Raw genomic sequence first — 20914 nt, 5'->3', positions numbered from 1 at the left:
TCCTGTCTGCCCGCACCCGCCGCAGAAGCTGGCCCCGGCCCGCCAAAGCAGGGCCGGGGCCAGTGTATCGGGCCGGCTCTGCGAAGACTATTCTCCGCCGGCGGCGTAGCGTAGCTGCGCCTGGGTCTGGGCGTATTTGGCTTGCAGCTCGGCCAGTTTCTGTCGCGAGGCAAGGAGGCTGGCTTCGCGGGAATTGATGAGGAACACCGTGCTCTCGCCGTTGTCGAAGCGGTTTTGCTCGCCGTCGCGCAGGCGCTGGTAGCTGATGGCGGCCCGCTGCTGAATTTGCAGTTGCTCCAGTAGCGCCTGCCAGTCGTTGGCAGTGGCTTGTAGGGAGTTGGCGACCTGGCGCTGGTCGTTATCGAGCTGGAAGCCCGTGTCGCGCAGCTTGAGCTGGGTGAGCTGGCGCTTGGCCCGCTCGGCCCGCAGCAGGATGGGCTGGGACAGGCTCAGGCCCAGCTTGTAGTTATTGCTGGAATAGTTGCCCTGGAATGGTTGCGGACGGCCTTCCAGGCCGAAGGGCCGGCCCGGCAGTAGCAGGTTGTAGTCGACGGTGAGCTTGGGCAGGAGCTTATTGAGCTGCAAGCGGTTTTCGAGCCCAAGCTGCACCTGCTTGGCGCGGGTTTTGGCTAGGTCGGGGTGTTGCTGCTGAGCTTGGTTGGCCAGCGTCGCCAGCGAATCGGGCCTGAGGGGGCGCCAGGCTCGGGCTCCCGGCAGGGGCTGGGGCCGGGCGTTGGGTGCCAGCTCGCGGGGCCGGCTCTCCGCATCCCAGAGGTAGCTGGAGGCCACTAGCGCGGCATTCTGAGCCTGCACACGGGCCGCCACGCGCTGGCCCTGGCGGTTGAGCAGCTCGGTGAGGGCCTCCACCGAGTCGATGGCGGCGAGGTCGCCGGCCCGCACGCGCTGGCGGGTGGCGGCAAAGCGGGTGGCGGCCACTTGCTCGTTGGCCGTGAACAGGCGCAGGCGCTCCACGGCCAGGGCCCATTCCCAGTAGTCCTTGCTGGCGCTTAGCAGTAGCTTGTTGCGGATGGCGCGGCGTTCGGCTTCGGCCAACCCGGCCAGGGCCTGGGCCACGCGCAGGGCAGTGCGGCGCTCATCAATCAGCAGGCCCTGGGCCAGCGGCACGCTCAGGCCCACGTAGCTCAGGCCGCCGGTGGCGGTGTATTCCTGGGGATTCACGTAGGGGCCGGTGCCGCGGTCCCAGCCGGCTTTCACATCTACCCCAAACCAGGTAGGCACGCGCAGGGCGGTTTCCCAGTCATGATAATAGTCTTTGCCTTTCAGCTCCTTGCCGTAATATTTGGCGCTGATGCTGGGGTCAAATGCTCCCCGGGCCTGACGGATTTCCTGCTGCGCCCGCTCGGGGTTGAGGGCCGCCTGCCGGGCCACGGGGTGGTGCTGCCGCACCAGGTCCAGAAAAGCCGCGTGGGGGATTTCCGCTGAATCAGTTGGGGTTTGGGAAATGCCCAGCAACGGCAGCAGCAGCAGCAGCAGCGTCGCGCTGAACGAAATCCCATTATTCCTCAGTACCATAACCATCAGCTTTAGCAGTTTTGGCCTCTTTCTTCCCGCCTTTGCCCCCTGCGCCACCGGCGTAAGTGCCGGCGTCGCCTACGTAGTTGGGGGGGAAGCCGTTGATTTGCCGCCACAACTCGTACCACACCGGCACGTTGTCGAGCAGCGCCCAGCCGTACACGCCCGAACCCACGCGCAGGGGAGCGGGCCAGGGTTCGGTGCCCGGCTCGTGGGTCACCAGAATACGGTATTGCCCCTGCGAGCCGATGTTATCAATCACCTGCACGATGCCGCCGAAGGTGCCGAAGCTGCTGCCCGGCCAGCCCGTGAATACCAGCGCCGGCCATCCGTCGAACTGTAGCCGCACCCGGCGGCCCACCCGCAGCAGGGGAATGTCCATGGGCTTCACGTAAAGCTCGGCGGCCAGCTGTGGGTTGGCGGGCATCATGGTCACCAGGTCTTCGCCTTCTTTCACAATCTCGCCCTGGCCTTCCTTGAGGGCGCGCACCACGTAGCCGGTCTGGGGCGCGGTGATGAAGTAGTAGCCGGCCCGAATGCTCAGGTTAGCCAACTCGTTGCGCATCTTGGCAATCTGGCCCTCGGTGTCGAACTGGTAGCCCGTGGCTGAGCGCCGGTCGCTCTCGCTCTTGGCCAGCTTATCGGCGTACTCGGCATCGAGCGATTGCAGCTCGATGCGGGCATTGAGCGAATCCTGGCGCGAGGCGGCCAGCTTGTTTTGCACGGCTTGCAGCTTGGCGGTGCTTTCCTGGAACTTCAGGCGGCGCTGCTCCAGCTCCGTCAGGCTTTTCAGGCCCTGCTTATACAGGGTTTCCTGGCGCTCTTGCTGGCGCTCAGCAATGGCAAAATCGGCTCGGGCCGCTACCAAGTCGGCCCGGTCCGAGAGCACCTTCAGGTCGGCTTGGCGCACCTTGTTGCGGGCCTTGGACAGGCTGGCTTGCAGGGCGGCGCGCAGGGCGTCCTGCTGCCCACCGAGGGCCCGGGTTTTGGCGGCGTTTTCGCGTAGGCCGGATATCTTGGCTTCTAGCTGCTCCCGAGTGCGGGCCAGCAGCTCCGGGTCGAAATACTTATCCTTGATTTCGACGATTTCGGCCAGGGTGTCGCCTTTTTGTACCAGCTGGCCTTCCTGCACGCGCCAGCTCTTAATGCGTCCCGCAATGGTACTAGGCACGGTTTGAGGGCGGTCTTGGGGTCGCAGCGTGGTCAACGTGCCCGTCGAGCGGATGTTCTGCGTCCAGGGCAGGAACCCGGCGAGGAATAGGCCCAGGCCCAGGCCCCCCACCCAGCGGGCCAGCGTGCGGCCCGCCTGGGGCGTCCGCACCCTGGCAAATGCCGTGAAGCGCCCCGCATCGGGGTGAGTTTCGGGATAAGGATGTTCGGCGAAAGGCATCTTCTTTTACTTGTTGATTGTCAGTTACTGATTATTAATTGAGCTGGCCACTGTCTGGCCTATTGCCCCAACCGTGTGGTTGGTCCCCACATCTGTCGTGCCAACTTAGAATGGCTATGCGGCCAGTGTCAATGTGTCGAAAAGTCGTCCCGAGTGGCTATTTCGCTCTCCCGAGCAAGGTTTACACGTTCCCGAGGTCGATTTACACGCTCCCGAGCAGGGTTTACACGTTCCTGAGGTCGATTTACACGCTCCCGAGGTCGATTTACACGCTCCTGAGATGGCTCTATATGCTCCCAAGTTCGGTTTACACACTCCCGAGGTCGATTTACACGCTCCCGAGGGAAGTTTACACGCTCCTGAGTTCGGTTTACACGGTCCCGAGCAAGGTTTACACGCTGCTGAAGGGCTTTATCAGAACCTAGCTTGGTCCTAGCAAAGCACGCACGGCGGGGGTATTACGCACTTCTGTCAGCGGCCCTTCCACCACAATGCGTCCTGCTTCCAGCACGGCCACGCGGGGCAACAGCGCCAGCAACTCGGGCTGCGTGGTGCCCAAGATTACGGTCCAGGGCAGGTCAGGGCCGAGGAGCTGGCGCAGCACCCGTACCCGCTCGGCGAGCGACGCGGCGGGCAGCAGATGGTCGAGCAGCAGCAGGCGGGGGCGGCCCACGATGGCGCGAGCCAGCAACAGCTTCTGAACGGTGCCGGCTCCCAGCGGGTGGCCCGGACCCACATGGGTTTGCAGGCCATTGTTCCAGGAATAAACGTCCTCGCGCAGGCCCACCAGGTTTATGGCCCAGGCGGCATCAGTGGCCGTGAGGTGGGGCTGGTGGAGGGTGATGTTTTCCAGAACCGTGCCCGAAAACAGGTGCTGCTGGGCCAGGTTGTCGCCCATGGCTGTCGCCAGTGCCTCCGGACTGAGGTCGGTCAGGGGCAGGTCGGCGTAGGCAACCTGGCCGGTGTAGCCGTCGAGCAGGCCAGCCATCAGGCGCAGCAGGGTGGTTTTACCGGCCCCATCGGCGCCGACCAGGGCCAGGTGGTCGCCGGGCGCGAGGGAAAACGACACGCCGTTGATTGTGGGGCCGGGATTGCCGGGATAGGAATAGGTGAGTCCGCGCACGGCCACGGCCAGCCCAGAACTCGAAGCCGGTACCGCCGGGAAGGAAGCCGTGCCATCAATCGGGGCCACCTGCTCCAGGTCGAGCACGTGCCCGATTTTATCGAGCGAAGTCAGCGCATCATACACTACATCGAGTTTGAGCACCAGCTTCTCCACCGCCTGAATGGTGAGGATGATAACGATTTCGGCCGCCACGAATTGACCGATGTTCAGCTGCTTGTTAATCAGCAGCCAGCACCCGATGCCCAGCAGCGCCGCCGTAATCAGGGTTTTGAACACCACGAAGCCCCACGACTGCAACAGTAGCACTCGGAAATGCGCCGTGCGGGCCGTCAGGTAGCCATTCACCAGCCCATCGGTGCGGTCGAGCGCTAGCCCCTGGCGGGGCGGCAGCCGGAAGCTGTCCACGGTGCGGGCCACGTCTTCGAGCCAGGCTACCAACTGGTATTTGTATTTGCTTTCGGCCACGCTCGTACGCAGCCCCCTGGGGCCCGTGATAGCCACCAGCGCATACAGCAACCCCGCCAGCACCAGCCCAAATGCGATGAAAACAGGGTGATAAAAAGCAAGCAGCACCAGCCCGAATATAATTTGCAGCCCCGCCGCCGAAAACTCGATTAAAATAGTCGTAAGCCCCTTTTGCAGGGTCGGAACATCGAGCAGGCGGTTCATCAGCTCGGGCAGGTATTCGCCGTCCAAGGCCTCGCCCCGCACCCGCGGCAGGCGCACGGCAAAGTCGAGGGCCACCCGCGCCATCAGCCGCTGCTGAATATATTCGACCAAGTACACCTGCATGATTTGCAGGGCGCCCACCAGCGCCGTGCCCAGCACAATCAGCCCAATGAGCACCACCAGCGAGGTACTAAGGGCCCCGCTGCTCACGAAGCCAATCACCGACTGCACGCCCAGCGGTAAGCTCAGGCTGATAACCCCGGCCAAGGCCGCATACACGTAGAGGTAAGCAATATCGCGCCGCTCAGCCGCCAGCAGGCGGAACAAACGTTGAACAGGCGAAAGCGAATGAGATGCTGACATGAGAAGTAAGCGAAACAAAAAAAAGATTCAGGTTTGAATTAGTACGCGTGACGCAGGCACGTACCCGGTAGGGCTCTGCTCGGTGTGGCTGGGGGCAACGGCCAGCCAGCCACCGCCGATGCTAAACGCCCCAACCAACACACAAGCAGCCTCCTAAGCCAATGCCGCCAGGGCCAGGTGTTCCAGAAAGGCCTGCACCTTGCCGCCGTCGGCCAGCGAAGGAAGGTGCTGGGCAAAGAAAAGTTGCTTGCGGGCTGATTCGAGCAGGGTGCTCACCAGCGCGTGCGGGTAGGGATAACTGGGGTTTATTTCCTGTACTATCACCACCAAATCGGCCGCCAGCAGCTTGTACTCTCGAAACAGGCCCGCCCGGTTGTCAGCGTCCACGTCTTTGGTGAGGTAGGCTTTGCTGGCCTCGGCCACCACAATGCGGTAGAGCGCCGCTTCGTCGAGCCCCGCCGTGCCGGGGTCGTCCAGGTGAGCGTGGCAGAGTACGCCCAGCGCCAGGCGCAGGCGCTCAGTGGCTCCGGCCACGTTGTGGGTATGAAAGCGGAGCTGAAAGCGCAGCCACGTCCAGTGCCACGACACGAGGTAGGTGAGCAGGCGGTGCTTATTTTCAAAATAGCGGTAGATGCTCGCTTCGGTAGAGGCAATGACGGTGGCCAGCTTCTTGAACGTGAAGTGCTCAAAGCCAATTTCATCGATGAGACGAATGCCCTCGGCCAGAATGCGGCGGCCCAGCTCCGTGCCCTGCGGGTCGCGCAAATACAATTGTTCGTTGAGGGCGGGGCGAATGGTAGGGGTCATGTATCTAAGTGTGGTTTTAATGACTGATTTGATTGACGCGTGGTGAAAGCAGTTGCGTTTCCAGCTAGGAGCCGCTTGAGCTAGCCAGCCGCTGGAACGAGGTGGAGACACCACCCTTGGCATCTCTACCTCGTTCCAGCGACGACCGTGACCGGCAAACGGCACGAACGAGGAGGCGCCAGATGAGGTGACTCTACGGTATGCTGCCTAACTGACACAGCTTTATAAAGCGCGAGAGGGCACGGCAACCTCGTCCTTATTCTCCCTGCCCCAACGAGAAGCCGCGCTGCCCATCGAATAGGTACAGGTTTTCGGTCTTAATAACGGTCAGGCCCGCCGCCGTGAGCCGGCTCAGCAGCGCCAGCACTTGCGGATAAGTCACGGGTGCGTAGTAAGGCTCGGACCCCGCCACGGCCTGGGCCGAAACGAAGCGGCAGCGCCAGTGGTCGGTGCAGAACGTTTCAGAGTGGCCCTGCGGAAACACCTTCACCCCCCGGTTGGTAATAATTTTTAAGTGCAGTGCCGGCTCCGCCAGGGCCCGCAGCTGCTGGCCTAGCTCGTCGGGCACGGCATCGTGGGCCAGTACAAATACATCGGTGCCCACCAGCTCCTGTTGCGGGCGCACGCGGGGTACCAGGGGCAGCGAGGGGCGCGGGGTAGTTTGGGTAGGGGCGGGCGCCGGGCGGGCAATGCCCAGCTGCGCAGGCTGCTGGCCCAGGCGGGCAATCACGGCATCGGCAAAGGCGGTGGTGCCCACCCGCTCGCGGCTGGCGTCGGCGCGGTAGATGTCGGCCGTGTGCAGACCATCTTCGAGAGTGCGCAGCCAGGCGTTTTCCACCACCTGAGCCACTTCCGACTGCCCCAGGTGGCGCAGCATGAGCAGCGCCGCTTGCAGCAGGCCCGAGGGGTTAGCAATGTCTCCACCCGCGATGTCGGGCGCCGAGCCATGGATGGCTTCAAACAAGGCCCCACCCTCACCGATATTAGCCGAACCGGCCAGCCCTACCGAGCCAGCAATCTGGGCCACTATATCCGAAATAATATCGCCGTACAGGTTCAGCGTCAGCACCACGTCGTAGCGCTCGGGCGTGTCGGCCAGCCGGGCCGCGCCGATGTCGATAATCTGGTGCTCCTGCTCAATCTCCGGGTACTCGCGCCCAATCTCCATAAACACCCGGTGAAACAGCCCGTCGGTCAGCTTCATGATGTTGTCTTTGGTCATGCACGTCACCTTGCGGCGGCCGTGCTGCCGGCAGTACTCGAAGGCATAGCGCACGATTTTCTCGCAGCCCGGCCTCGACACCAGCTTGAGGCACTGCACCACGTCGGGCGTTTGCTGGTGCTCGATACCGGCGTACAGGTCTTCCTCATTCTCCCGAATGATGACCACGTCCAGCGTGGGGAAGCGCGTGGCCACGGCCGGGTGCAGCGAGCGGTTGGGCCGCACGTTGGCATAAAGGCCCAGGGTTTTGCGCAAGGTTACGTTCAGGCTCTTGTACCCGCCACCCAGCGGCGTAGTGATGGGAGCTTTCAGCAACACGCCAGTGCGCCGCAGCGAGTCCCAGGCTTCCGGCGCAATGCCCGAGCTGTGGCCGGCGCGGTACTGCTGCTCCCCAACCTCGATAAAGTCGGGGGCTAGCCGGGCCCCAGCCGCGTCCAGAATGCGGAGCACTTGGGTCATAATTTCCGGCCCGATGCCGTCGCCCATGGCTACGGTGACAGGAGCCGCCGCACCCGCAACGGCGGGAGTTGGCGCGGGGGAGAGTAGGGTTTCCATAAAGCAACAAGATGAGAGTGGGGAGGGATGAACAGTTGTATTTCGAGGCAAATGTAGTAACGACTTTCCAATTTGAAAGTTTTACTATCAAAAAAAATAGCTTTATTCTTTTCCGCGTCTTCCTACCTCTTATCACTCGTACCTTTGTCCCGGTATCGCCGCACTTGGCGGCTTTCTCGTTTTTCGCATGATGAAATTTTTAGGCTCACGGCTTGCGCGGGTGCTGGGGCATTCCCGGCAAAGAGGTTACTGGCCCTTCATATTGGCGCTGTTATGGAGTGCCGCCAGTGCTGTGCCGGCCACCGCCCAAAGCTCGGACGTGCGTTATCGTGGCGGCAAAGCCCAACTCGACCAAGGCCACTACGCCGCTGCCCTGCGAGAGCTGGAACCATTAGCCCAGCCCGCCGCTCGCTTCGTCCGCGCCGCCGATGCTGCCTACCTGAGTGCCATAGCCGCCTCCCGCCTCAAGCAGTGGCCCGAGGCCGAGCAGCTGCTCAACCTGCTCCGCACCGAATACCCAACCTACCCTAACCTGCCCGATGCCCTGTTTCTCCAAGGTCAAGTGTCGTTTGAACAGGAAGATTACGACACCGCCCTCAAAACCCTGGCGCAGTTGCCCGCTGGCAAGTTGGGGCCCGAGCGCGAGGCCATGAAGGCCAGCTACCTGCCTCGCATAAACAACCGCACCACTTGGCAGCGCCTGCTCCGGCGCTACCCCAATGACGCCACAGTAGCTCAGGCCTATGCCGAGCACCTCGTGGCGGGCGGGGCCTACACCGAGGCCGACCGCCCGCAGCTTGATGAGCTTATCACCAAATTCGGCCTCGACCGCGCCCGCTACACCCCGCGCGACCGCGTCATCGTGACCAAGAAAAACAGCTACAACGTAGCCGTGCTACTGCCCTTCGAGCTGAACGACCCGAGTTGGCAAACCCAGCGCAAAAACCAGTTCGTAACCGACCTCTACGCCGGCCTGCGCTTGGCCCAGGACAGCCTGCAGCGCGCCGGCCGCCCAATCCAGCTCTTCGCCTACGACACCGGCACCGATACTCTGACGCTGAAGCAAGTGCTGGCTCAGCCCGAGCTGGCGGGCATGGATTTGCTCATCGGCCCAGTGTACAAATCCGGGGCTCGCCTGCTGGCCCGTTACGCCCGCGACCATCAGATTGTGTGTGTCAACCCCCTATCGCAGGACGCCAGCCTAGTGCTCGACAACCCCTGGCACTATCTGTTTGCGCCTAGCACGACCACGCAGGGCCGGATAGCCGCGCAGTTTGCGCTCAATGCATTTGGCGCTGGCCGGCCCGGCATTTTGCTGCACGAAGACACGAAAGATAATGCCGCTTTTGCCAACGCCTACAAGGCCGCTTACGAAGCCCAGGGTGGTAAAATCAGTCTCTTGCGCCGTTTCAACCCCGAAGTAGACGAGAGCCTGGGCACGGCTTTCGCCGGTCTCGACTTCGCCAATACCAGCCACGTAGTCGTCGTGTCCGACAACCGCCGCATCGGCCCTTACACGCTCAACCAGTGGCAGCAGCCTGCTGCCGCACGCCTGCCACTGCTCTGCCCCGGCTCCTGGCTCGATAATCCCCGCCTGGATGTTGGCCAGCTGAGCACCCCTAACCTGTATTTTATGCATCCAAAGTACTACAATGACCAGGCGCCGGGCTTTCGCCGGTTTCGGCAGCTGTATTTGCAGCGCCAGCGTCTGCCCCCGTCGTTATTTGCCAGTCAGGGGTTCGAGATGATGCTGTATTTCGGAACGGCGCTGTTCCAGTATGGGCCGGCGTTTCAGACCAGCTTAGCCAGCGCCCCCCTGGTGCCCGGCGCTATTTTCGACGGCCAGAGCTACGTCGGCGGAGCCCACGATAATCAAGTCGTGCCCATCGTCAAGCTCACTAATCTGGAGCTGCAAGTGTTGCGGTAGTGGCGCGCCGCCTCCGTGGCGCGTTCAGCCCAGCCTCATCCACTCAATTTTCCACGATTTACGTAGCAATGGCTGCGCGCTCCAATGCTTAACCTCACCACTTCCACCACTCTCTTCGACCGTGCCAAAACCCTGATTCCGGGTGGCGTCAACTCGCCGGTGCGGGCCTTTCGCTCGGTGGGCGGCTCGCCGGTGTTTATGCAAAGCGCCCACGGCGCCTGGCTCATCGATGTAGACGGCAACCGCTACGTCGACTTCATCAACTCCTGGGGACCGATGATTCTCGGCCACGCCCCACAAATCGTGCTCGACGCCGTGGCGCAGGCGCTGCCGCACTCGCTCAGCTTCGGCGCGCCCACCCAGCGCGAGGTCGAGATGGCCGAGCTGATTCGAGAAATGGTGCCCAGTATCGAAAAAGTCCGCTTGGTAAACTCCGGTACCGAGGCCTGCATGTCGGCCATCCGGGCGGCGCGTGGCTATACGGGCCGCGCCAAAATCATCAAGTTTGAAGGCTGCTACCATGGCCACGGCGACGCCTTTCTGATTGCTGCCGGCAGCGGCGCCCTCACCGCCGGCGAGCCCGACTCGGCCGGCGTGACGCATGGTGTAGCCCAGGACACCCTCACGGCTCCCTACAACGACTTACCGGCCGTTGAGGCTCTCATTGCGGCCAATCCTGGCCAGGTAGCGGCCCTTATTCTGGAGCCTGTGGTAGGCAATATGGGCCTGGTAGCCCCCACCGAAGGCTTCCTGCCAGCGTTGCGTGACCTGTGTACCGAGCACGGTATCGTGCTCATTTTTGATGAGGTGATGACCGGTTTCCGCCTCACGCCCGGCGGCGCCCAGCAACTCTACGGCATCAAGCCCGATCTGACGACGCTGGGCAAAATCATCGGGGGCGGCCTACCCGTGGGGGCTTACGGTGGCCGCGAAGACATTATGAATTGCGTGGCGCCCGCCGGCAAGGTATATCAGGCTGGCACGCTCTCCGGCAACCCGATGGCCACCGCCGCCGGTATGGCTCAGCTCCGTTACCTGCATGAGCACCCCGAGCTGTACACGACCCTCGAAGTCAGCAGCGCCCGTCTCGCCGATGGCACCCGCGAGATTGCCGTCGAGCTTGGCCTCAATTACACCGTGAACCGCGTTGGCTCTATGTTCAGCCTGTTTTTCACCCGTGAGCCGGTGAATAACCTGGAAGACGCCAAGAAGTGCGATACCGCCGCTTTTGGCCGTTACTTCCACGCCATGCTGAACCGCGGTATCTATCTGGCGCCTTCGCAATTCGAGGCCTTATTCGTATCGACGGCCATCACCGACGAGTTGGTGGAAATGTATCTAAAGGCCTGCCGCGAATCGTTGATAGAGGCACACAGCACAAAGTAGTGCGGAGTTTAAAAATAAAGTTTCGCAAAGGCGAGCAGCATGGGAGGACGTGCCAACCCCAACTGGTAAGCATTGCGAAACTTTATTTTTAAACTTCGCGAAACCTTGCGCTATACCTTTGCCCAATGTTGAAAATCCGCCTGCTAAGCTTATTCCTGCTCTTCACGGCGCTGGCCCACGCCGAAACACCCGCCCAAGCCAACAAACGCCTCTTCGATAAGACGGTTGACGAGCTGAACTTCCGCACCATGGAAACGGTGTACGATAAGTCGTTTACCCGCGGCAAGTTTCCCCTCACGCTTCGCACCGCCGCCGCCCGCCGGGACTTCGACGGCTTCGGGAATAATGCCGCGCTCAAGCAGCTGTTTATGAATTATAACAGCATTGCTGAGCGCTATAAAAACCGCTACGGCAACGGCCCCAACACGCTGGCAGAGTTTGAAAAACAGCTCAATTCTATTTTGCTGGATAAGAACTTTGAGTTCTTCATTCACAACCTGCCCCGCGACGAGCGGGTCTCCCTTATTCGCGCCGAGCAGCGCCTCATCCAGCAAGCCAAGGCCCAGTTTAATGACTCTGGTGCGCCTGAAGACGTAGCCGCCGTGCCCCCCGCCGATGCCGACGCCGAGCCTGAAGCGCCCGTTACCGCCCCGCTAACCACCCACGACGAGGCGCCTGCCGCGGCTGCTTCTGACAGTGACGAGAGGCCCCTCACCACCCAGCCCACCGCGGCCAGCCCCGCGCCCCACCACGACTGGCTCGACTATCTCACGCTGCTGCTGAGCCTGACCAGCGTGCTAATGCTTTTTTATATCATTACCAGTGCTTTGCCTGATCTGAGCCGCCGTATCAACAACCTGGCTGCTGACCCGGAGCCCGAACCCGAGTCCCGCAGTTTTGCCAGCCGCCTGCGGCCCACCCGCTCGCCCGGCCTGCAGGAGGATAGCTACGATGAGGACGAGGATGACTTTGACCCGGCCGACACCTCGCGGCGCAACGACGATTAACGACTGAATTTGCACCTGCCGAATAATTCAGCATTCAATATTCAGCCCCACCAGCTCAATGATTTTAACCGACCAGCAAATCCTCGCGGAAATCGAGAAAGGTACCATCGTGATTCAGCCCTACGACCGCAGCTGCCTGGGTACTAATTCTTACGACGTCCACCTCGGCCAATACCTCGCCACCTACCGCAATGACGTATTGGATGCCCGCCAGCATAATGAAATCGACACGTTTGAAATCCCCGAAACGGAAGGGTTTGTGCTGCAACCCGGCAAGCTTTATCTGGGCGTAACGCAGGAGTATACCGAAACCCATGCCACCGTCCCCTTTCTCGAAGGCAAGAGCAGCGTGGGCCGCTTGGGCATCGACATCCACGCCACGGCGGGGAAGGGCGATGTGGGCTTTTGCAATCATTGGACTCTGGAAATCAGTGTATCTATGCCCGTGCGGGTGTACCGCTACATGCCTATTGGTCAGCTGATTTATTTCACCGTGCAGGGCGACGTAGCCACGCTTTACAACCGTAAGCAGAGCGCCAAATACAACGACCGGACCGATAAACCAGTCGAGTCGATGATGTGGAAAAATAAATGGTAGCATATTAGCGAGGCGCTTTGTGTAGTGGTTAAGACCGAACCGCAACCGCAGTTATTGCGTTTAACCCCCACACTGAGCCACTTTCTACTGGCTCGGTCCTTGCGTAAGTGTGTTACCGAACCCGTACGACAATGACTACGAAAACAGCCTTTGCCTTCATTATGCTGACGCTGCTAGCCGGTGCCGCCTCCGCTCAGCAAGCTCCCCGCACCTCTACTGTAGAGGTGCAGGATAAAACTCAGCCCACTCCCCGCCTCAACCCCGTACAAGCCCGCGCCGACCACCTCAGCGACCAGATGGTGCGCGACCTTCGCCTCAATAACTACCAGGCCACCAAGCTCCGGGCCATCAATGCCGATAAAGTTGCTAAGATGGCGGCCATCGAGCGCAAAAATGCTGGCAACCCGCAGCTTATCGATGAGCAGTGCAACGGCATTTGCAAGGAGCGCGACCAGGAGTTACAAGCCGTACTCAGCAACGACCAGTACACTAGTTATTTCGGCTCACGGGCCACGTACTATAAGTTCGATAAGGATTACGCCAATCAGTCGGCCAGCATCTTATTGACTAATTCAGTACAGAACCCGGCACCTGCCCGGGCGAACGATGCCACCATTACTCCCGCCAGCACCAAACCGGCTAACCGCCCGGCTGGTAATCTGGGCCGCAACGCCCGCTAGCCAGTGGCATAGCGTTAGCCCGCGAGCAAATCATTGACAATAAATATCAATCAAAAAGCCCCGCTGGAGTATATCCAGCGGGGCTTTTTGATTGATATTTATTCGGAGCCGAAGCAGATACTGCAAATACAAAGAGATTTATCGCTCTTGTTCCTGTTTGTCCAGGTAATCCGACAGCTCCTTGCACAGGGCCCGCATCTTGGCCGCCATTTCCTTATCATCGGTGGCCGTCACGATGTTCTCCGCCATCGAGCCAATGTTGTCCACGCAAAAACGCTTCATTTCATCAACTGGCATGTCTTTGGTCCAGAGGTCGATTTTCATGGTGCCCACTTGCTCCCGGTCCCAGAGCGCGATGTTGATGGCTTTGGCAAAGTGAATGTCCGGCCCCGCATCGGTAGCCGACCAACTGATAGCCTCGGGTACTTTGTTTTCGTCAAGCGCAATGCTGAAACGGATTTCTGATTTTTTCATGGTTGAATATCAATTCGATAAAAAGAACGTCATGTCGAGTGCAGCCGAGCCATCTCGCGTGCCACCACTAATCCTGACGATTGGATTAGTGGTGGCACGCGAGATGGCTCGGCTGCGCTCGACATGACGTTATGGAAAGACAGGCGCTTACACGTAGTTGTTGAGCATCACCGGCATCACCAGCATCAGGATGCTTTCGTTATCGTCGGGCGTGGTGGGCATGAGCAGGCCAGCGCGGTTGGGCGTGCTTAGTTCCAGCGTAATCTCGTCGGAGTCGATATTCGACAGCATTTCGAGCAGGAAGCGGGCGTTGAAGCCAATTTCCATATCCTCGCCGTCGTATTGGCAGGTGAGGGTTTCCTTGGCTTCGTTGCTGAAATCCAGGTCCTCGGCCGACACTACCAGCTCGGAGCCGGTCAGGCGTAGGCGCACCTGGTGGGTGGTTTTGTTGGAGTAAATGCTGATGCGGCGCACCGAATTGAGCAGCTCGGCGCGGTTGATAACCAGCTTATTGGGGTTGCTTACCGGAATTACGTTTTCGTAGTCCGGGTAGCGCTCGTCAATCAGGCGGCACACGAGGCGCATCTGATTGAAGCTAAAATAGGCGTTGCTCTGGTTGAACTCAATCTTCACCGGCGTGGCCTCCGAGGGCAGCGTGCCTTTCAGCAGGTTGAAGGCTTTGCGCGGGATGATGAGGTTGGCGGTTTGGCCGGCACCTACATCCTGGCGGCGGTAGCGCAGCAGGCGGTGCCCGTCGGTCGCCACGAAGGTCACCTGGGAGTCAGCCAGCTGCACCAAGATGCCGGTCATGGCCGGGCGCAACTCGTCGGTGCTCACCGCGAAAATGGTTTTGTTGATGGCCCGCGCCAGCGACGACGACGGCATCTCAATGGGGGCCGAGCCCTTCACCACCGGCACGCGGGGGAAATCGGCGGCGTTCTCGCCGGCCAGCTTGTAGCGCCCGTTAGCCGAGCTGATTTCGATGGTGTAGGTTTCCTCATCCAGCGTGAAGGTCACGGGCTGGTCGGGCAGGTTCTTGAGGGTATCGAGCAGGATGCGGGCGGGCGCGGCGATGCGGCCGGTATCGCGGGCCTCTACGGGCAACTCGGTAATCATGCTCGTCTCCAGGTCGGAGGCCGTAATGGTTAACTTACCGGCCTCAATCTCAAAGAGAAAGTTCTCCAGAATGGGCACCACGGGGTTGTTTGTAACCACGCCATTGATGCTTTGCAGCTGCTTGAGCAGGGCGGAGGATGAGACGATGAATTTCATGAGAAAGGCCTAGGCTAGGGGTGAGGGACGGCAAAGATACGCGGCGGGGTTGGGCTTTGGAAGGGTCATTTCCGCGGCTTCATATATTCATTGACCCAACGTTATTATGGCAAGTATATCTTATACACCACACTCAGGAAGCTGCTATCGAAACTATTGAAGCACTAGGCGACGGGGCAAAGCGGGACATTGCATCCGCAGCGCAAACGTGCCAATGACGCAAACTCCACGCCCGCGGCTGTCAGACTAGGCAAATTGCGCAGGTACAGCCGCTCGTGAGCGGGTGTCATGTGCAAGGCGTTGGAGGAGGACTGGGTCGGGCACTTGGCTTATTACTAAGTTGTCGGGGCTCCAAGCGCCGGAAACAGCACCGTCGGAATAGAAAATGAGCGTCTGTAAATGGGTGATTTAACCGACGTTTGTGCCTGTGCGAATTCCAACGTGCCTGAAACTCGTCTTACAGACACCTATCAGAATGCATAGGTATCTGTAAGACGAGTTTCAGGCACCTATGGAAATGCATTGGTGTCTGTAACTCAGGTTTTGTGTACCCGCAGAAATACATTGGTGTCTGAAACTCGTGTTACAGACGCCTATCAAAATGTATAAGCCTCTGAAACCCTTTCTAGATACCACTACAGCAGTCTCAGAATCATAGAATAACTCACTACGGGAGTAGTGCCTTCAGACGACCAATTCTTGACTTTGAAAATTGACTACATGTTGGGATACTCACCCCGGTTTCGAGTATTAATACAGCAGAAACTAAAGCAGCGATAAGTGGTATTTCCATTTTCGCTGAATTTAGGTTGTTATGTTCCAAACGCCGCGTAGCGCCGCTTGCGCCGCCAGGCCCGCACCGCACCAAACAGCCCCAGCAACGCCAGCGGCGCCCCGATGTTGAGCAGCTGCCAGCGGCGGCGCTCTTCGGCCAGCTTCACTTTGTCCAGCGGGCGGAGGGTGATTTGCTTGCCGCGCACGGCGATGAGGCCGGTTTCGTCGAGCAGGTAGTCGGTGGCGTTCAGCACCAATTCGCGGTTAGCGAATTCGGTGTTGGCGAGGCGGTCGAAGCCCAGGCGGTAGGGATTGCCGGTTTTGGGGTCGATATCGGAGCGGATAAAGTCGCCGTCGGAAACGACCAGGATTTTGCTGGGCTTGGCGTTCGGGGACTTTTCGGGCTGAAATTGCAAGGTGCCGGGCCGGGCGCGGTTGGCGAATAGCGAAGTAAACTGGCCTTCGAGCAAATACCCAACGGGCTGGAACCCTTTCTGGTATAGTTTGGGGTTAGGCTCCAGGCGGGCATCGTTGAAGTTGATGGGCACCGGGGCCGGCAGCACGCGGGTGTAGCGCGAGGTACTAAGCAGGGCCGTTTTGCGGATGCCAGTGGCCTTCACCGTATCAATGTTGCCGGTAAATTTCAGGTAGACCGCATCGAGGTTGCGGGTGATGGGGTGGGGGCTGAACCGGTTGATGAGCGGGTAGAGCTGCCAGGGCATGGGCTCGATTTTGGGCTTGTTGCCCTCCATGCCGGTCACGAGCGGGATTTGGCCGCTGTTGAGGTCGAGCAGCAGGTTTTGGTTTAGGCGCAGGCCGTATTTAAAGAACAGGTCGTCGAGGTTGAGATTGTAGGGCGTGGCCAGAGAAGCGCCGTTGCGGCCCACGCTGTCGAGGTCTACGCGCAGGGCATCGACGAAGAACAGGGCCCGACCGCCCTGGGTGATGAACTGGTCGAGCTTGAACTTCTCATCCTCCGAATAAGGGGTTTTGGGTTGCGCAACCACGATGGCGTCGAGGGCGCTCAGGTCCTTCACCTTGCTGAGCGTCACCCGAAAGACGTCGTACTGCTGCTGCCAGGTGCCGAGCATGTCGCCGGCCTGCACATTGGTCAGCTCGCCGTGGCCTTCCACCACGCCGATGCGCTTGCGCAGGCTGGGCACGAGCGTGCGGATGGTGCTGGCCAGCTCGTACTCCAATCCTTCGATGCTTTGATTGAGGCGCACGTCGGCGGGGGCGGCTTGGTTGCCGCGCAGCAGCAGCACGTTTTTATCGCGCCCGCCCACGCTCACCACGGCCCACGGGAAGATTATTTTCTCCACGCGCTTGCCATTTTCGGTGGCTCCAAGGTTAGTGGGTTTCAGGCCCTTTTTGAAAAGCGAGGCGTAGAATTGGTTGCGGGCCGCTTCGGTGCCGGCCGCGCTGGGGTCGATGAAGATATAGTTCAGGTTGGCGCCGCCGTAGACTTGAAACTCGTTCAGGGTTTCGCGCACGCCTTGCTCCAGGCGGCGGAAGGCCGGTGGAAAGTCGCCGGTGAGGTACACCGTGATGGTAACGGGTTGCTTCAGGTCGCGCAGCAGCGTTTTAGTGGCCGGCGACATGGTGTAGCGTTTCTCCTCCGTTAGGTCGAGCCGGAAGAAGAAGCGCTGGGCAATGAAGTTGAAGAGCAGCAACCCGCCCAGCACCGCCGCGAAAAGCAGCAGGTCCTGGCGTTTGCGCGAGGCCGAAACCGTTGCGGGTGAGTTTGAGAGGGTCGTTTCCATTACCAGTTCCGGCTCCGTAGTACCAACCGCGTGCCTTGTAGGGCAATAGCCACCACGCTGAAAAAATACACCAAGTCCCGCGAGTCAATCAGGCCCTTGCTTAAATCGCGGTAATGCGCGGCAATACCCAATTGGCTGACGTAATAAGCCGCGCTCCCTTCCAGCACCGACGCCAAGGAATCGAAGCCCGAATAAACAAGAAAGCACCCCACCACAGCCACCAGGAAGGCAATAATCTGGTCGCGCGTCAGCGCCGAGGCCAGCACGCCAATGGCCGCGAATACTGCCGCCAGCAGCGCCAGCCCCAAATACGAGCCGACCGTGGCGGCCGAGTCAATATTGCCTTCCGGGCTGCCCAGTTTATAGACCGAGAAATAGTACAGCAGCGTTGGAATCAGCGCCAGCAGGGCCAGTAAAAAACAGGCTAAATATTTCCCACCAATTATTTGCCCGTCAGTGAGCGGGCGAGTCAGTAGCAACTCGATGGTGCCAGCTTTTTTCTCCTCCGCGAACGTGCGCATGGTGATGGCCGGAATCAGGAACAGGAATATCCACGGGGCCAGCGAAAACAGTGTTTGCAGGTCCGCATAGCCATAATCGAGCACGCTGCTGTCGGGAAAAACCCAGACGAAGAGGCCGGTGGCAATCAGAAAAACCCCCAGTACCACGTAGGCAACGGGGGAATTTAGGAAGGAGTTGAATTCTTTTTGAAGGATGGTGAGCATATTATTTGACCGTCATGCTGAGCGCAGCCGAAGCATCTCGCGTGCTTTCACTAAACCAATCGTTCAACGACGCGAGCGAGATGTCTCGGCTGCGCTCGACATGACGTTCTTCATTGATTATCTTTTTTACTTGGTTAATTCCCCAAACACCTCTTCCAGGCTCTGATGCTCCTGCCGCAGCCCTAGTAGTATCCAGCCTTCCTGCGCGGCCAGCCGCGACACGGCGGCGCGCACATCGGTGCCGGGGGCGGTGCGGAGCAATATGGCGCCGTTCGGGGCGGCCTCCACGTGGCGCACGCCCGCCAGCCGGGCCAGCTTGGCCGTATCCACGGCGCCTTCAAACTCAGCGCGCACGGCGGTTTCGCCAGCGGCACGGGCGGCTAGCTCGGCCACGGGGCTGTCGGCCACCAGCTTGCCCCGGCTGATGATGAGCACCCGCGAGCACAACGCCGTGACTTCGGGCAGAATGTGGGTGCTGAAAATAACGGTTTTGTCCTCGCCCACTTCCCGGATAAGCTGGCGGATTTCCAGAATCTGGTTGGGGTCGAGGCCGGTGGTGGGCTCATCCAGAATCAGTACATCCGGGTCGTGAATGAGAGCCTGGGCCAAGCCCACGCGCTGCCGGTAGCCTTTGCTGAGCGCGCCGATTTGCTTGTTTTGCTCGCGCGCGAGGCCCACGCGGCGCACCAGCTCGCCCACGCGGTTGCGCAGGCTGGCGCCCCGCAGCCCGTGCACCGAACCGATAAATTCGAGGTACTCGTGCACGTACATGTCCAGGTAGAGCGGGTTGTGCTCGGGCAAGTAGCCCACGTGGCGGCGCACGGCCAGGCTGGCGCTGAGCACGTCGTGGCCAGCCACGCGCACAGTGCCGGCAGTAGGGGGGAGGTAGCCGGTAGCAATCTTCATCGTAGTGCTTTTGCCGGCGCCATTTGGCCCCAGAAAACCCACGATTTCACCCTTGCCAGCCGTGAAGCTGATATTATCCACGGCATTTTGGGCGCCGTAGGTTTTAGTCAGATTTTCAATTTCTACCATTGATTAGCGGTTGGTTGTTAGCTGGCGGCTGCTAGTATCGGGGTTAACAATACAGTCAACTAGCTCCCGGCAACTCGCCCCTATTTTTTCGGTTGTAAGGGCCGCAGGTCTACTTCTGAGATAAGCGCGTGAAACGGCGATTCCAGCGTGTGGATGATGGTGGCCGCTACGTCCTCGGCTTGCAGCTTGTGCAAGTTCGGTTCCGCGCCGGGGGCAGCGCCGTTGAACGTCGTTTCCACGGAGCCGGGATTGACGCAGGTTACTTTGATGCCATCGGCGCGCACTTCCTGGAATAAGGACTGCGAGAAGCCGCGGACCGCAAACTTAGTGGCGCAGTAGCCCGCCATGCCCGCGCTACCCGTGGTGCCAGCCAACGAAGCCACGTTGATGATGTGGCCTAGCTGCTGGCGCTTCATCTGCGGCAGCACGGCGCGGGTGCACAAAAAGGTGCCAAGTACGTTGGTGTCGAACAGCAGTTTCCAGTCGTCCGGTTCAAAGCCATCGACTGCGCCCATGATGCCGAGGCCCGCATTGTTGACCAGCACGTGGATTTCGGGCCCCAGCTCGCGTTGGGTGTTGGTGAAGGCTTCAACGACGGAGTGCTCGTCGCGCACGTCGCACTCAAAAAACTGGAACCGGTCGTGCACTAGGCCTTGCGGGGCCGTGCGGGCCCAGCCGGCCACAGCGGCGCCCCGCGCCAGCAAGGCTTCTACGGTGGTGCGCCCAATTCCTTTGCTGGCGCCGGTGACGATGGCAACTTTGCCGGTGAGGTCCATTTATCTTTGGGAAAATTAATGATGCAAATGGGCTATACGAGTTTGCGGCCGCAAGTTAGCGGCCTGGGGTGGTTTAGGTGCCTGGGTGGGCTGGGGCGCGCCGGGCTAGGCATACTACTGGCCGCTGGGCTGAGCACCTGCGGTCCGGGCCACGGCACCGATTGCCTGAAAAGCACTGGTAAGGTTATCACCCAGCGCCGCGAAGTAGACCCTGGCCTCGTAGTCGTATCGTCCTACGATAATGTAGACCTGCGCCTGGTGCAGGACACCGAAACCTATGCCGAAGTACGGGCCGGCGAAAACCTGATAAGCGACATCATCCTGACCCGCAACGGCAATAGCCTTGACATCAGCAATACCAGCACCTGTAACTGGACTCGCAGCTACAGCACGCCCTGCGAAGTGACGTTGCATTTGCCTCGCATCACGAGCGTATTTCTCCGGGGGTATGGCAATGGCAGCACCGTGGGCCGGTTCGAGCAGGACACCATTTTCTTCCACCTAATTGGAGCTGGTGATTATAACCTCGATGTGAAGACCGAGTACCTATACCTCGACCAGTACGAATTGGGTGACCTCACCGTCCGCGGAACGACCGAAGAGATGAATTTTACCCTCGGTGGCTCGGGGCGGCTGTTTGCCCAAGGTATTACCTCGCGTCGTTGCTATTTTAACATGACCCGCGACAGCGAAGGCTCGGCCCGTGTGCGCGCCACCGATATTGTGGGGGGCACCGTGGCTGGTAATGGCACCCTTTACTACAGCGGACCGCCCGCCGTTACCGACATTCGGGTAACGGGCAAGGGAAGCAAAAAGGCGGAGTGAGGGTACA

General features: G+C 60.2%; 17 protein-coding genes. 6 read left to right on the top strand and 11 right to left on the bottom strand.

Features of this window, described 5'->3' with window-relative positions:
* Window positions 1–87 precede the first annotated feature (87 nt).
* The 5 genes from WX88_RS03415 to WX88_RS03390 form a co-directional block, all read right to left on the bottom strand.
* Entirely contained in the window at window positions 88–1539 is a 1452-nt protein-coding gene (locus WX88_RS03415) for a TolC family protein (RefSeq protein ID WP_082115819.1), read from the bottom strand.
* Entirely contained in the window at window positions 1517–2923 is a 1407-nt protein-coding gene (locus tag WX88_RS03410) for an HlyD family secretion protein (protein ID WP_046242812.1), read from the bottom strand. The genes WX88_RS03415 and WX88_RS03410 overlap by 23 nt, the downstream gene beginning before the upstream one ends.
* A gap of 421 nt (window positions 2924–3344) precedes the next feature.
* Complete coding sequence (locus tag WX88_RS03400; protein WP_046242810.1) at window positions 3345–5081, bottom strand: peptidase domain-containing ABC transporter; 1737 nt, start codon at window positions 5079–5081, stop codon at window positions 3345–3347.
* A gap of 153 nt (window positions 5082–5234) precedes the next feature.
* Window positions 5235–5888, bottom strand: coding sequence for a TetR/AcrR family transcriptional regulator (locus tag WX88_RS03395; protein WP_046242809.1), 654 nt, complete (start codon window positions 5886–5888; stop codon window positions 5235–5237).
* Between the two features lie 256 nt (window positions 5889–6144).
* Window positions 6145–7665 (bottom strand): NADP-dependent isocitrate dehydrogenase, encoded by a 1521-nt coding sequence (locus WX88_RS03390; protein ID WP_046242808.1) that lies wholly within the window; start codon window positions 7663–7665, stop codon window positions 6145–6147.
* A gap of 187 nt (window positions 7666–7852) precedes the next feature.
* Between WX88_RS03390 and WX88_RS03385 the strand changes: the two genes are divergently transcribed.
* The 5 genes from WX88_RS03385 (at window position 7853) to WX88_RS27155 (ending at window position 13263) form a co-directional block, all read left to right on the top strand.
* Complete coding sequence (locus tag WX88_RS03385; RefSeq protein ID WP_052732284.1) at window positions 7853–9592, top strand: ABC transporter substrate-binding protein; 1740 nt, start codon at window positions 7853–7855, stop codon at window positions 9590–9592.
* Window positions 9593–9676: 84 nt separating this feature from the next.
* Window positions 9677–10978 carry a glutamate-1-semialdehyde 2,1-aminomutase gene (gene hemL, locus WX88_RS03380; protein ID WP_046242807.1) on the top strand — a complete coding sequence of 434 codons (1302 nt, stop codon included), beginning with the start codon at window positions 9677–9679 and terminating at the stop codon, window positions 10976–10978.
* Between the two features lie 125 nt (window positions 10979–11103).
* Entirely contained in the window at window positions 11104–11985 is an 882-nt protein-coding gene (locus WX88_RS03375; protein ID WP_046242806.1) for a hypothetical protein, read from the top strand.
* Window positions 11986–12043: 58 nt separating this feature from the next.
* Entirely contained in the window at window positions 12044–12583 is a 540-nt protein-coding gene (gene dcd / locus WX88_RS03370; RefSeq protein ID WP_046242805.1) for a dCTP deaminase, read from the top strand.
* 131 nt (window positions 12584–12714) lie between these two features.
* Window positions 12715–13263: a hypothetical protein gene (locus WX88_RS27155; RefSeq protein WP_052732283.1), complete on the top strand. Its 549-nt coding sequence runs from the start codon at window positions 12715–12717 to the stop codon at window positions 13261–13263.
* Between the two features lie 138 nt (window positions 13264–13401).
* Here the strand turns inward: WX88_RS27155 and gldC are convergent, their stop codons facing one another.
* The 6 genes from gldC to WX88_RS03335 all read right to left on the bottom strand — a co-directional run bounded on the left by gldC (window position 13402) and on the right by WX88_RS03335 (window position 20082).
* On the bottom strand, window positions 13402–13737 hold the full coding sequence (gene gldC / locus WX88_RS03360) for a gliding motility protein GldC (protein WP_046242804.1): 336 nt from the start codon (window positions 13735–13737) through the stop codon (window positions 13402–13404).
* Between the two features lie 147 nt (window positions 13738–13884).
* The gene (gene dnaN, locus WX88_RS03355) at window positions 13885–15009 is read right to left on the bottom strand and encodes a DNA polymerase III subunit beta (RefSeq protein ID WP_046242803.1); all 1125 of its coding nucleotides are present in this window, start codon (window positions 15007–15009) and stop codon (window positions 13885–13887) included.
* 812 nt (window positions 15010–15821) lie between these two features.
* A complete protein-coding gene (gene gldG, locus WX88_RS03350; protein ID WP_046242802.1) occupies window positions 15822–17546 on the bottom strand; it encodes a gliding motility-associated ABC transporter substrate-binding protein GldG in 1725 nt (574 codons plus the stop codon).
* The gene (gene gldF, locus WX88_RS03345) at window positions 17546–18271 is read right to left on the bottom strand and encodes a gliding motility-associated ABC transporter permease subunit GldF (protein WP_046242801.1); all 726 of its coding nucleotides are present in this window, start codon (window positions 18269–18271) and stop codon (window positions 17546–17548) included. Before gldF ends, gldG begins: the two co-directional genes overlap by 1 nt.
* A gap of 126 nt (window positions 18272–18397) precedes the next feature.
* Window positions 18398–19306 (bottom strand): gliding motility-associated ABC transporter ATP-binding subunit GldA, encoded by a 909-nt coding sequence (gene gldA, locus WX88_RS03340; RefSeq protein ID WP_046242800.1) that lies wholly within the window; start codon window positions 19304–19306, stop codon window positions 18398–18400.
* 80 nt (window positions 19307–19386) lie between these two features.
* Window positions 19387–20082 (bottom strand): SDR family oxidoreductase, encoded by a 696-nt coding sequence (locus tag WX88_RS03335; RefSeq protein WP_046242799.1) that lies wholly within the window; start codon window positions 20080–20082, stop codon window positions 19387–19389.
* A gap of 27 nt (window positions 20083–20109) precedes the next feature.
* Here WX88_RS03335 and WX88_RS03330 point away from each other — a divergent pair, with 27 nt between their 5' ends.
* On the top strand, window positions 20110–20907 hold the full coding sequence (locus WX88_RS03330) for a GIN domain-containing protein (RefSeq protein ID WP_197076650.1): 798 nt from the start codon (window positions 20110–20112) through the stop codon (window positions 20905–20907).
* Window positions 20908–20914 lie beyond the last annotated feature (7 nt).

It is taken from the genome of Hymenobacter terrenus (genome assembly GCF_000972495.1).
GTDB classification, from domain to species: Bacteria; Bacteroidota; Bacteroidia; order Cytophagales; family Hymenobacteraceae; genus Hymenobacter; species Hymenobacter terrenus.
Note: the sequence above shows the minus strand (reverse complement) of the source record. Positions and strands in the feature narration are given on the sequence as shown.